The 12,992-nt window shown below is 70.6% G+C and carries 9 protein-coding genes; 6 read left to right on the top strand and 3 right to left on the bottom strand.

Going from position 1 to position 12,992, the window contains the following annotated elements; genetic code table 11:
• Nucleotides 1–21: 21 nt before the first annotated feature.
• Nucleotides 22–1,155 carry a CaiB/BaiF CoA transferase family protein gene (locus ACWEF2_RS11320; protein ID WP_453814159.1) on the bottom strand — a complete coding sequence of 378 codons (1,134 nt, stop codon included), beginning with the start codon at nt 1,153–1,155 and terminating at the stop codon, nt 22–24.
• A gap of 200 nt (nt 1,156–1,355) precedes the next feature.
• Here ACWEF2_RS11320 and ACWEF2_RS11315 point away from each other — a divergent pair, with 200 nt between their 5' ends.
• The 3 genes from ACWEF2_RS11315 to ACWEF2_RS11305 all read left to right on the top strand — a co-directional run bounded on the left by ACWEF2_RS11315 (nt 1,356) and on the right by ACWEF2_RS11305 (nt 5,864).
• On the top strand, nt 1,356–2,957 hold the full coding sequence (locus tag ACWEF2_RS11315; protein WP_453814157.1) for a protein kinase domain-containing protein: 1,602 nt from the start codon (nt 1,356–1,358) through the stop codon (nt 2,955–2,957).
• 276 nt (nt 2,958–3,233) lie between these two features.
• On the top strand, nt 3,234–4,592 hold the full coding sequence (locus ACWEF2_RS11310) for an FAD-binding oxidoreductase (RefSeq protein ID WP_453814277.1): 1,359 nt from the start codon (nt 3,234–3,236) through the stop codon (nt 4,590–4,592).
• 12 nt (nt 4,593–4,604) lie between these two features.
• Nucleotides 4,605–5,864, top strand: a complete 1,260-nt coding sequence (locus ACWEF2_RS11305) for a class I SAM-dependent methyltransferase (protein WP_453814155.1) — start codon at nt 4,605–4,607, stop codon at nt 5,862–5,864.
• Between the two features lie 142 nt (nt 5,865–6,006).
• Here ACWEF2_RS11305 and ACWEF2_RS11300 read toward each other — a convergent pair whose 3' ends face one another.
• The gene (locus tag ACWEF2_RS11300) at nt 6,007–7,542 is read right to left on the bottom strand and encodes a long-chain-fatty-acid--CoA ligase (protein ID WP_453814154.1); all 1,536 of its coding nucleotides are present in this window, start codon (nt 7,540–7,542) and stop codon (nt 6,007–6,009) included.
• A 174-nt stretch (nt 7,543–7,716) separates the two neighbouring features.
• Here ACWEF2_RS11300 and ACWEF2_RS11295 point away from each other — a divergent pair, with 174 nt between their 5' ends.
• The 3 genes from ACWEF2_RS11295 (at nt 7,717) to ACWEF2_RS11285 (ending at nt 10,862) form a co-directional block, all read left to right on the top strand.
• Nucleotides 7,717–9,297 carry a GMC family oxidoreductase gene (locus tag ACWEF2_RS11295; RefSeq protein WP_453814152.1) on the top strand — a complete coding sequence of 527 codons (1,581 nt, stop codon included), beginning with the start codon at nt 7,717–7,719 and terminating at the stop codon, nt 9,295–9,297.
• 120 nt (nt 9,298–9,417) lie between these two features.
• The gene (locus tag ACWEF2_RS11290; RefSeq protein WP_453814150.1) at nt 9,418–9,588 is read left to right on the top strand and encodes a hypothetical protein; all 171 of its coding nucleotides are present in this window, start codon (nt 9,418–9,420) and stop codon (nt 9,586–9,588) included.
• A complete protein-coding gene (locus tag ACWEF2_RS11285) occupies nt 9,585–10,862 on the top strand; it encodes a cytochrome P450 (protein ID WP_453814148.1) in 1,278 nt (425 codons plus the stop codon). Before ACWEF2_RS11290 ends, ACWEF2_RS11285 begins: the two co-directional genes overlap by 4 nt.
• Nucleotides 10,863–10,872: 10 nt before the next feature.
• On the opposite strand, the gene ACWEF2_RS11280 is transcribed toward ACWEF2_RS11285, so the two are convergent.
• The gene (locus ACWEF2_RS11280) at nt 10,873–12,864 is read right to left on the bottom strand and encodes a hypothetical protein (protein ID WP_453814146.1); all 1,992 of its coding nucleotides are present in this window, start codon (nt 12,862–12,864) and stop codon (nt 10,873–10,875) included.
• Nucleotides 12,865–12,992 lie beyond the last annotated feature (128 nt).

Raw genomic sequence — 12,992 nt, 5'->3', positions numbered from 1 at the left:
GCTCCGCCGCCGTCCCCGGCGTCAGGCGAGCACTCCCGCCTCGCGCAGCCTGGCCTCTGTCTCGCCGGACAGGCCCCAGGAGGACAGGTCCGCCGGCCGGGTCGCGGGGGAGAGGTCCTGCTCGGGCACGCCGAGCAGGCGTGGTGCCGGTGCGGGCTGCCGGACGCCACCGACCTCCACGAACACACCACGTGCCTTGTTGTGCGGGTGGTCGGCGGCCTCTGACATCTCCAGCACGGGGGAGACGCACGCGTCCGAGCCGTCGAACACCGCCTCCCACTCGGCGCGGGTTCTGGAGCCGAACGCCTCGGCCAGCCGCTCGCGCAGCGCGGGCCAGTTGGACCTGTCGTCACGGTCGGGCAGGTCGGACAGGCCCATCAGTGACACCATCTCCGCCCAGAACTTGGGCTCCAGCGCGCCGACCGCGAGGAACCCGCCGTCGGAGGTCTCGTAGGTGTCGTACATGGGGGCGCCGGTGTCGAGCAGGTTCGTGCCACGCGGGCCCTGGACGTCGTTCTGGGCGCCGTGACAGAACATCGCGAACAGCGTCGCCGCGCCGTCCACCATGGCCGCGTCGATCACCCGGCCCTCGCCGGTCCGGGCGCGCTCCACCAGGGCGAGCAGTACGCCGTAGGCCAGCATGAGCCCGCCGCCGGCGAAGTCGCCGAGGATGTTGATCGGCGGGGTGGGGCGCTCGTCGGCCCGGCCCAGCATGGACAGGACGCCGGAGACCGCGATGTAGTCGATGTCGTGCCCGGCGGTCGGCGCCAGCGGCCCCTCCTGGCCCCAGCCGGTGATCCGCCCGTAGATCAGGCGCGGGTTGACCGCGTGCAGGTCGGCCGGACCGATGCCGAGCCGTTCGGCCACTCCCGGCCGGTAGACCTCGATGACCACATCGGCGTGGGCGGCCAGTTCCTTGAAGGCGGACACGCCCTCGGGGGACTTCAGGTCCAGGCCGATCGTCCGCTTTCCCCGGTCCATCACCTCCTGGCGGGGGCTGTCCCCGGCGGCGGCGACGGCGGCGACCCGCTCCACCCGGAGCACCTCGGCGCCGTGATCGGCCAGCATCATCCCCGCGAACGGCCCGGGGGCCAGACCGGCCAGCTCCAGCACGCGGACTCCGGCCAGCGGACCGCTCCTGTTCACGTGCTCCATCGATCTCTCCTCGCCACAGCGGAGGCCTGCCCGCGAGACGGTTCCGTCGAGCGGCTGCCAGGTAATGCCCCGCGACCTTTCTCCGGCTAAATAGAACAACATTCGGCTTTATCTGGCAAGACGTCGTAAGAGGGGCCACGCAACATCTGGGTGGTATGGGAAGCTTGCGCCTCAGCTGAATGGGATCTAGGGGTTGCGCGATGACGTATCCGCACAGTGAACGGGTGGTCGCTGGGCGCTATCGACTGTTGAGAGAGCTCGGCCGCGGGGGCATGGGGGTGGTGTGGGAGGGCTACGACACGCTCCTTGACCGCCCGGTCGCGGTCAAGGAGGTGCTGCTTCCGCCGAACCTCTCCCCGGCCGAGCACGGGCGCCAGCTGACCCGCACCTCCCGCGAGGCCAGGACCGCGGCCCGGCTCAACCACCACAACATCGTGGCGGTCTACGACGTCGCCGAGCAGGACGGCCGCCCCTGGATCATCATGGAACTCGTCAGGGCCCGGGGGCTGGACGAGGCCGGACCGCTGGCGGTGCGGCAGGTGGCCGGCATCGGCCGCCAGGTGCTGTCGGCCCTCCGGGCGGCCCACGACGCCGGGATCCTGCACCGCGACGTCAAACCCAGCAACATCCTCCTGGCCCCCGAGGGGCGGGCCGTGCTCACCGACTTCGGCATCGCCACCGTGGAGGGCGACACCTCGCTGACCCAGACCGGCATGGTGACGGGCTCGCCGAGCTTCCTGCCGCCGGAACGTGCCACGGGCGGCGACACCGGCCCCTGGTCCGACCTGTGGGCACTCGGCGCCACCCTGTACGCGGCGCTGCTCGGTCACGGCCCCTTCGAGCGCCGCGACGCCATCGCCACCCTCGGCGCACTCCTCACCGAGGAGCCCGACCTCAGCCGGGTGCCCCCGGCGATGAGGGAGGTGCTCACCGGCCTGCTCCAGCGCGAACCCGCCCACCGGCTGAGCGCCGAGCAGACCGACCTGCTGCTGGCACAGGCGGTCGACGACCCGTCGGGTACGGTGCCCCACCGCGCGTCCAGGCCCGCCGGGCGGCAGGCCCCCACCTCGGCGATGCCCGCCCGGCGGCGGCGACGCGGGGAGGGAGGCGGGAACAGGCGCCGGATCGCACTGGTCGTGGCGGCGACGGTGGTCCTGGCCGGAGGGGGTGCGGTGGCCGTGGCGATGACGCAGCCGGCCGCGCCGGCCGCTCAGGGAGCCGATCCGCCCGCGCGGTCTCCCGTCGCCCTCCCCGAGAACCCCGGGGCAGGGCCGCCAAGCGGGTCGCCGGAGCCCAGGCCCTCCAGGACCCGGGTCGCCGAGCCCGGCACGGAACTGAGACTCTGGCAGGCCAAGGCGCCGGAGAGCTGGTCCATCCGGTATCCGGCGCCCTGGCGGGGGGACTGGGCCGCCGAGACCGGCTACACCCAGTGGCTCCGGCGCGACGGCCGCGCGCACATGTCGGTGGAGGTGCTCCCCGGCCCGCTGGACGATCTGGAGTCGGTCCAGCGGAGCGTCAGGGAGAGCGCGGCGCAGTGGAGCGAGATCCTCTCCGACGACACGGCGCGGATTCCGCTGGCCTACGGCACCGGCCTGCAGTGGGAGTTCACCTGGGCGGCGACCGACCTCGGGGGTGTGCCATGGGCCAGGCCGGGCGTGACCTACCACGAGATACGCCGTTTCGTCGCGGTCGGCGACACGGTCGTGGTACTGAGCTGGACCACCCCCGCCGATGAGTGGAAGGGGCAGACCGGGCTGATGAACCAGGTGTTCGGCAGCTTTCACGCCCGCGGAGGCGAGTGACCTTCCGGAAGCGGTGACTGGTGACGGCATCGGCGTTCCCCCGGGCGGGGGCCGGTGGGATTGGCCGCCCCCGCCGGAGCCGGTGAACGAATGCGGTGGCGTCGCCGGTGGACCGCGGGGGCGGTGGTGGTGGGCCGCGAGGGGGTTCCGGATGGATCGCCCCTATAGTTTCCCCGTGTTTAACGTGTCCCACCTGGCTCTGGAGACATCCTAGATATAACGTGCTAGGGCCGATCTTTACTATGGGATCCCTGGGGGTGATGTCCTGTGACGCAGATGACACAGATGTCGGCACATCGGCGTGCCGTGGAACAGATCAGGGACTCCTACGCGACGATCCCGGCCAACTCGGTGCCCCGGCTGGCCAAGGCCACCACGAACCTCTTCCGTTTCCGGGACGGTGCCCGGGGGGCGAAGCTGTCGGCCCGCGACCTCGACCGGGTCATCGAGGTCGATCCGGTGGCCATGACCGCCGAGGTGCAGGGCATGACCACCTACGAGAACCTGGTGGACGCCACCCTCGCGCACGGGCTCATGCCGTACGTCGTGCCGCAGCTGAAGACGATCACGCTGGGCGGCGCGGTGACCGGGCTGGGCATCGAGTCCACCAGCTTCCGCGACGGGCTGCCGCACGAGTCGGTGGAGGAGCTGGAGATCCTCACCGGCGACGGCCGGATCGTGGTGGCGCGTGACGACAACGAGCACCGCGACCTGTTCCGCTCGTTCCCCAACTCCTACGGCACGCTCGGCTACGCGCTCCGGATCCGGATCAAGCTCAAGCCCGTCCAGCCGTACGTCCGGCTGACCCACATTCCCTTCGGCGACGCCGACAAGTGCATGATCGCCATGAGGGAGATCTGCGAGCGCGGCGAGCACGAGGGCGAGCCCGTCGACTTCGTGGACGGCACGTTCTTCGGCCCCGGCGAGCTCTACCTCACCGTCGGTCGCTTCGCCGAGAAGGCGCCCTACCTGTCGGACTACACCGGTATGCGCATCTACTACCGGTCCATCCAGACCAGGACCCGCGACTGGCTGACCGTTCGCGACTATCTCTGGCGCTGGGACACGGACTGGTTCTGGTGCTCGCGGGCCTTCGGTGTGCAGGGGGCGCTGGTGCGCTCGCTGATGCCGCGCAAGTGGATGCGTTCCGACGTCTACCGCAGGCTGGTCGGCCTGGACCGCAGGTACGGCGTGCTCGCCCGGGTGGACCGCTGGCGGGGCCTGCCTCCGCAGGAGTCGGTCATCCAGGACATCGAGGTGCCCGTCGAGCGCGGTGCCGAGTTCCTGGAGTTCTTCCACGACAGGGTCGGCATGACGCCGGTGTGGATGTGCCCGCTGAAGGCCTCCGGTGAGTGGCCGATATATCCCTTGCAACCCGGGCGTCTCTATGTCAACTTCGGTTTCTGGGGGACGGTCCCCTTGCCCAGGGGCCAGTTCGACGGCTACTACAACCGCCTCATCGAGCGTGAGGTCCACCGGTTGGATGGGCACAAGTCGCTGTACTCCACATCTTTCTACGCAGAGGACGAATTCTGGCGGTTGTATAACGGAATCGCCTACTGGCCGGTAAAGCGGGCATACGATGCGGGCGGCCGGTTGCTCGACCTCTACGACAAGTGTGTGCGGGGGCGTTAGGAGGTTGAACCTGTGAGGCTCGCAGAGATCTTCGAGATGGTCGTCGGTTCTGAGGCGGGTATCCGCTTCAGTGCCTACGACGGAAGCAAGGCAGGCCCGGACGGCGCGGGCATCGGCATTGAGGTCAGGTCTCCGGCGGCGGTCGCCTATCTGGCCCAGGCCCCGGGCGAGCTCGGGCTCGCCAGGGCCTACGTGTCGGGGCACCTCGACGTCGACGGGGACATGTACTCCCTGCTGTCGCGGATGTGGTCGCTCACCATCAACGACATCCCCATGAGCCAGAAGGTCGCCGCCGTTCGCGCGCTCGGTGTCAAGCCCCTGCTGATGCGGATGCCGCCGCCCCCCCAGGAGGTACGGCGCGGCATGCTGGCCAAGATGGGCGGCCGGCACGCCAAGCAGCGTGACGCCGAGGCGATCCACCATCACTACGACGTGTCCAACAAGTTCTACTCGTGGGTGCTGGGCCCCTCCATGGCCTACACCTGTGCGGTCTTCCCCGCCGAGCAGTCCACGCTGGAGGAGGCGCAGCAGGTCAAATTCGACCTGGTGGCCAGGAAACTGGGCCTGAAACCGGGGATGCGGCTGCTGGACGTGGGCTGCGGCTGGGGCGGGATGGTCATCCACGCCGCCCGCGAGTACGGAGTGAAGGCGCTGGGGGTCACCCTCTCGCGCCAGCAGGCCGAGTGGGCGCAGAAGGCCATCGCCGAGGCCGGTCTCGGTGACCTGGCCGAGGTCCGTCACATGGACTACCGCGACGTCAAGGAGACGGGGTTCGACGCGGTCAGCTCGATCGGCCTGACGGAGCACATCGGCAAGGATCAGCTCTCGTTCTACTTCCGGTTCCTGTACGACAAGCTCGTCCCCGGCGGGCGCATCCTCAACCACTGCATCACCAGGCCGACCGGCACCGAGAAGACCATCAACGCCGGCGGCTTCATCAACCGCTACGTCTTCCCCGACGGGGAACTGGAGTCGGTCGGCCACCTCATCCGCCAGATGGAGGACCTCGGCTTCGAGATCCGTCACGAGGAGAACCTGCGAGAGCACTACGCGCAGACCCTCCGCTACTGGTGCGCCAACCTCGACGATCACTGGGACGAGGCGATCGAGGAGGTCGGGCAGGGCACGGCCAGGGTCTGGCGTCTCTACATGGCCGGCTGCGTGGTCGGCTTCGAGCGCAACAAGATCCAGCTGCACCAGATCCTCGGCGTCAAGCTCGACTCCGAGGGCGACGCCCGCGTGCCGCTCCGCCCCTCCGTCGACTGGCCCTGACCCCGATCCGGCGGTACGGCCCGTCCGCGGGCGCCTGCCGTACCGCCGGTTCCGTCCGGCCCTCGGCGCCGACCGGAGGCGCCGCCCGGTTTTCGGCGGCGGTCCTCGAAACCGGGGGCCGCCGGGCAGCCGGGGAGGGCGCCTACCTCAGCTCACGCTTGAGAATCTTGCCGGTCGCGGTCATCGGCAGGGCGTCACGGAACTCCACGATGCGCGGATACTTGTAGGCCGCCATGTTCTCCCTGCACCAGGCGACCATCTCCTCCTCGGTGACGGCCGCCCCGGAGGCGCGGATCACGTAGGCCTTGACCTCCTCGCCGTGCGACTCGTGGACCACCCCGACCACCGCCGCGAGGGAGACACCGGGGTGGGTCATCAAGACCTCCTCCAGTTCGCGCGGGTAGATGTTGAAACCACCTCGGATGATCATGTCCTTGGCCCGGTCGATGATCGCGTAGTAGCCGTCGGCGTCCCGGGTGGCGATGTCGCCGGTCCGGAACCAGCCGTCACGCATGACCTCCGCGGTCGCCTCCGGCCGGTTGTAGTAGCCCTTCATCACGTTGTGGCCGCGGATCGCGATCTCCCCGGGCCCCTCGCCCTCGATCGTCTTCCAGTCGTTGTCGACCAGTCTCATCTCCACCCCCCAGATCGGCGTGCCGATCGTGCCGGGCTTGGTGGGCCTGCCGAGCTGGTTGAAGCTCGCCACCGGCGAGGTCTCCGACAGGCCGTAGCCCTCCAGGATGCCGATCCCGAAGGTGGTCTCGAAGTCCCCGAGCACCTCGGTCGGGGAGGAGGCGCCGCCGGCGACCGCGGCCCTGAGCGAGGTGGGCACCTCGTCGCCGTCGGTGTGGATCTTCGTCAGCATGGCCCAGTACATGGTCGGCACGCCCGCGAAGAGCGTGATGCCCTCGGTGCGCATCAACTCCAGGGCCGGGCCGGGTTCGAAGCGCGGCATGAGCACCACGGTGGCCCCGCGACGGAATCCGAGGTTCATCACGGTGGTCTGGCCGAAGGAGTGGAAGAGCGGCAGCGCCGCCAGGAAGGCGTCGCCCTCCTCGCCGCGCGGGAACATCTCATCCGAGACCATGGCGTTGAGCAGCATGTTCTGATGGCTCAGCTCGGCGCCCTTGGGCTGCCCCGTGGTGCCGCTGGTGTAGAGGATCACCGCGGTGTCGTCGGGTGCGGTCTGCGCGGTCTCGAACTCGCCGGGCACGCCGTCCAGCGCCGCCCACAGCGTCTCGCCGTACTCGGACTCGGTGGCGAACGCGGTGGCCGGGAGTACGAGGAAGTGCTCCGCCGTCCCGGCCGCGTCGAAGCCCGCCCGCCCGCGTTCGCCCAGGGGTAGCTCCGGGGTGCCCTCGAAGCAGAACAGGGCCTTGGCCTCGGCGTCCCGCAGGTGGTAGGCGATCTCTCTGGACTGCAGCAGCACGTTGAGCGGTACGACCGTGGCGCCCGTCTTGAGGATCCCGTAGTACACGAAGGGGAAGTAGGGCAGGTTCGGGCAGGCCAGCGCGACCTTGTCCCCCTTGCCGACGCCCCTGGAGACCAGCAGGTTGGCGACCTGGTTCGCGATGGTGTTGACCAGGGAGTACGGCAGCCGCAGATCACCGAAGACGAGTGCGGTGCGATCGGGCTGCTGCCGGGCGCTATCCTCCAGCACTATCGACAGGTTGAGCATGATGCGTCCTCCTCCGAGCAAGCTCTGAGCCATTCATACTTTCAGCCCGTTTTGCCTACTGGTAGGTAACCATGGTCACAAATTGACGTGCAAAGCATCGCGGAGTAAGCAGATGAGAGCCCGCCTACGGGGGAGAGGGCCGGTCGTACAGGCGACGAAAGGGCACCGAGACACGTGGAGTACGACTATGTGATCGTGGGTGCCGGGTCGGCGGGTTGCGTGCTGGCCAACCGGCTGTCCGCGGATCCGGCGACGACGGTGGCCCTGATCGAGGCGGGGGGAGCCGACGACCGGCTTGAGATCCGGATGCCCGCGGGGTTCGCCAAGCTCTTCAAGACCGGCTACGACTGGGACTTCACCACCGTCGAGCAGACCGGGATGTCGGGGCGGCGGCTCTACTGGCCGCGTGGCCGGATGCTCGGCGGCTCCTCCTCGATGAACGCCCAGATGTGGGTGCGCGGACACCGGGCCGACTACGACGGCTGGGACCTGCCAGGCTGGTCCTACGACGAGGTTCTGCCGTACTTCCGGCGGGCCGAGCGCCGCATCGGCTCCAACCACGGCGGCGTGTACGGCACGGCCGGCCCGATCCACATCTCCGAACTGCGCAGCCCCAACCCCGTGACCGAGGTGTTCCTGCGGGCCTGCGAGGAGATCGGGATCACCCGGCTGGACGAGCTGAACGGCCCCTCCAACGAGGGCTGCTCCCCCACCCCCGTCACCCAGCGCCGGGGCCGCCGGTGCAGCTCCGCCGACGCCTATCTCAGGCCCGCGGCCAGAAGGCCCAACCTCACCGTGCTGACCTCCTCGCACGTGCGCAGGGTGCTGATCGAGGAGGGGCGCGCGACCGGCGTGGAGTACGGCGAGGGCACGGACGGCGCCGCGGAAGGCGGCGGGGGCGGCGGGACGGTCGTGCGGGCACGCCGGGAGGTGCTCCTGGCGGCGGGGGCGGTCGGCTCCCCCCACCTGCTGATGCTGTCGGGCGTCGGCGCGGCCGACGAACTGCTCGCCGAGGGGGTCGAGCCGGTTCACGACCTTCCCGGTGTCGGCCGGAACCTCCAGGACCATCTGGCCTCGGGCATCATCCTGCACTGCCCCAGGCCGATCACGCTCGCGGGCGCCGAGTCGATCGGGAACCTGCTGCGCTTCCTGGTAGGCGGGCGCGGCATGCTCACCTCGAACGTCGGGGAGGCGGTGGCGTTCATCCGCACATCCCCGGACGAGCCGGCCCCCGACATCGAGCTGGTCTTCGCGCCCGGCCCGTTCATCGACCACGGTCTCACCCCGCCGCCCGGCCACGGCCTGACCATCGCCTCGATCCTGCTGCGGCCGGAGAGCCGTGGGCGTGTCCTCCTGAACGGCCGCGACGCGGTGATCGACCCCGCCTACCTGACGGCGGAGGCGGACATCAGGCGGCAGATCGCCGGGCTGAGGAAGGCCAGGGAGCTGTTCGCCACCGCCGCGCTCCTGCCGTTCGCCGGGCCGCCGATGAACCCGTACTGGGGCGCGGGGACCGACGAGGAGCTCGCCCGCTGGATCCGCGAGCGGAGCGAGACCCTCTATCACCCGGTCGGCACCTGCCGGATGGGGGAGGACGAGGGGGCGGTGGTGGATCCGGCGCTCAGGGTGCGCGGCGTCGAGGCCCTCCGCGTGGTGGACGCCTCGATCATGCCGGTCATCAACCGGGGGCACACCCACGCCCCCACCGTCATGATCGCTGAAAAGGCCACCGACCTCATCGTCCACGCCCGGTGAACCGCCGCCCGCGGTTCCGGGGCCGCCGTTCGCTCTCCCGCGCGTGAGGGTTCCGGATCTCCGGGACCGCCTGACGGCAATCCCGGCCCCTCAAGGTCGGCCGGATGTTAGGTTCCGCCCATGGGGATCGGGACCTTCGGCGGCTTCGGCCGTCTGGCGACGGGTGACGCGTGCCCGTACGGGGGCGCGGGCGCGGCGGGCCTTCCCGCCGCCGGACTGCTGCGGGAAGCGCGTTCGTCCACGCCGGCCCGGCGGCTCCGGCCGGGACCGGCCGGGTTGAAGGTCGTATGAGCAGGACCGGTGAACCGAACGCGATTCCATTGGGGGCTGGTGTGACTGTTTCGCTGTCGGACATCGACCTGTCGGATACCGCCTTCTGGGAGCGGCCGATGGCCGAGCGGGAGGCCGCCTTCGCGCTGCTGCGCGCTCAACCGGCCCCGCTCAGATTCGCCGAGCCCGAGGTCGGCTTCGCCCTTCCGGGGCCGGGCTACTACGCCCTGGTGAAGCACGCCGACATCGTCGAGGCCAGCCGCCACCCCGAGATCTTCTCCTCGGGCCGTGGTGCGACCGCCATCCACGACCTGGGCCCCGAGTTCGGCGAGTACTTCGGATCCATGATCAACATGGACGATCCCCGGCACGCCAGGCTCCGCCGGATCGTCTCCCGGGCGTTCACCCCCAGGATGCTCGGCCGGTTCGAGGACGACCTGCGGTTCGAGGCGGTCCGCATCGTGGACGACCTGATCGCCAAGGGGCCCGGCTGCGACTTCGTCACCGAGGTGGCCGCCAGACTCCCCCTCAAGGTCATCTGCGACATGATGGGGATCGGCGCCGAGCATCACCAGATGGTGTTCGACGCCTCCAACGTCATCCTGTCCGGTGACGACCCGGAGTTCGTCCAGGACGTCAGCCGCGCGGCCGAACTGCTCCTCGGCGCCGGGCAGTGCCTCCAGGATCTCGTCACCTCCCTGGCCGGCAGGGGTGGTGACACCCTCATCACCGCTCTGACCAGTGCGAACATCGACGGTGAGAAGCTGACGATGCAGGAACTCGGCTCGTTCTTCATCCTCCTGGTCGTGGCGGGCAACGAGACCACCCGCAACGCCATCTCGCACGGCCTGCACCTGTTCACCGAGAACCCCGGCCAGCGCGCGCTGCTCCTGGGCGACGTCGACGGCCGTCTGCCGGGCGCGGTCGAGGAGGTCGTCCGCCTGGCCTCCCCGGTCGCCTGGATGCGCCGTACCCTCACCCGCGACCACGAGATGAACGGTCATCTGTATCGCAAGGGGGAGAAGGTGCTGCTGTACTACTGGGCGGCCAACCGGGACGAGACCGTCTTCGTCGACCCCGGCCGCTTCGACATCCGGCGTCCCAGGGGTGTCCAGGTGGGCTTCGGCGCGCCGGGCCCGCACTTCTGCCTCGGCGCGCACCTGGCCCGCCGCGAGATCGGTGTGATGTTCCGCGAGCTGTTCACCCGGCTCCCGCAGATCCGCTCCGTCGGCGAGCCCGACCGCCTGCGCTCCAGCTTCATCAACGGCATCAAGCGCATGACCTGTGAGTTCTGAGCCCGCCGGACTACGAGGTGGTGGTGTGGAGTGTCTTGAAGACGGTGGTGATGTCCGGCCGCAGTTCCTTCAGGGTGTCCGGCACCGACATGTAGACGACCGCGGGCAGGTCGGCGCCGGTGCTCACGACCCCCACGACCATGAGGGTCGTCGAATCGCCCGAGGTGATCTCGTAGGCGGCGAGCTGTCCCGGCATGCCGTTGACGGACAGGGACTGCTGGGCGGTCTTGCGGGCGCTGTTGCCCTCGGGGAAGAACTTCTTGCGCGCGCCGGAGGCCACCGCGTTGATCACCGGAGCGAGGGTCTCGGGCGAGGTGTACTTGCTCTTCAACCGCGGTGAGAGCGTGCCGGACATCAGCTGGGCGAACTGCGCCCTGCCCGCGGAGTCGGTGCCCGCCGGAACATACTGGCGGGTGCTGAAGCCGTAGACGGCCGGCACGGTCCTGCGCTGGTCCTGCCGCCAGGGGCCGCCGAGCCGTGCCACGGTGATCGCCGCGGTCTGGTCGGAGAGGGTGCCGTCGACGGGGGAGCCCTTGCCGGGGAAACGCGGCAGGCGGCCGGGCACCTGGGCCTTGGGGGGTTTCTTGGTGGTGGCCGAGGGCCTGACCTGCGGGGAGGGCTCCTCCTTGGCGGCGGCCAGCGGCCCGGCCATGAACGCCCAGAGCAGCGCGCCGACCACCGCGATCACCACGGAGCCCACGAGCGCGAAGACCCAGACCGGCCTGCCCTCCCCGTCGAGATCGTCCTCGTCCCCCATGGCCTGGTAGTTGTCACCGAAGACCGTGTCCCACAGCTCCTGCTGGCGCTCCGGCGGCGGGGTCTTCGGGCCGCTGATCTGGCCGGCGGTGACGAACGGCCGGTAGGGGTCGGACGGGTCCCGGCCCAGGTGGTGGCCGGGCTGGCCCTGCTCGGGCGTGCCCGCCTGCTCCGGCCGGCCCTGCGGAGGCTGGTGCGGCCGGCCCTGTGGGAGCGGGCCGGGCTGGTGTGAGGGTCCGGACGGGAGGGACTGGGCCTGGGGCGGGCGCACGCTGTCAATGGAGTACGTGGCCGTGGGCGAGTCCTGCCCGGGGTACGGAGACTCGTAGGAGGGGGCCGACGGAGAAGCCTCCGGCGCGGTTGTCGCCGCCAGCGCCCACACCGCCGGGTTGTTCGGCACGCCGAAGCTGCCCGACCCCGTTCCGCCGCCCGGCCCGGTCCCCGGTGCGGCGCCGCTCCCGGCCGACGCTCCCGCGAAGGGGTCGGCCGACGACTGGGAGGGAGCCTGGGCCGCGGTGTGGGCCGGGGGCTGCGGCGGGGCGTTCACCCAGGAGGGGGTGAAAAGCGGGTTCTGCGGCTCCGCGGGGGAGGTGGGCGGCCACACGGCGTTGTCCGACGAGGCGGCGGGGGGCCGAGTGGTGTTCTCCGCGGGGGAGGTGGGCGGCCAGACCGCGCTGTCCGCCGGGGTGACGGACGGCCATCCGGCATTGCCCGCCGGTGTGGCCGTCGGCCATCCGGCGCCGTCCGTTTCCGGAGCCGGGGTGTGGCGGCCCGAGCCCTCCCGCGCCGGTGGCGGGGTCTGCCAGGAGTCGCCTGCCGCCGGCAGGCCGGGGAGGTGCTGCGTGGCCGTCTGATCCCAGCTGTCGCCCGCCGAGGGGGTGGACGCCTGGTCCCAGCCGTTACCGGACGGCGACGCGCCCGCCTGGTCCCAGCCACTGCCCGTCCGTGGCGCGTCGGCCTGCTCCCAGCCGCCGCCCTGGGAGACGGCGCCCGCCTGGTCCCAGCCGCTACCTGTCGGAGGGGTGGTCGCCTGGTCCCAGCCGTTGCCAGCCGGGGCGGCGCCGGCCTGCTCCCAGCCGTTGCCCGGGGAGGTCTGCCGGGAGCCGCGGCCCGGCTGGGACTCGTTCTGGGGCAGCGGGAGCCTGGGGCCGGTGCCGAGGGGGTCGTTCGCCCATGCCGGCGGGGGGTCCACCGCCTCCGGCCATGCCGGAGGCAGGTGGGACTGGCTGGACTGCTCCGAAGCCATGGCTTCCTTACCTCCCGCACGGGTGCCCGAATTATGACTATTGGGCATGGTCTCACGTGAGACAGGGGAGTTCGCAGGGAAACTGGAGAACGCCCCCCTGAACTGGAGTCCTGTGGGGTCGGTGGGTG

This window comes from Streptosporangium sp. NPDC004631, assembly GCF_053601935.1.
This window is presented reverse-complemented; position numbering and strand designations above follow the sequence as displayed.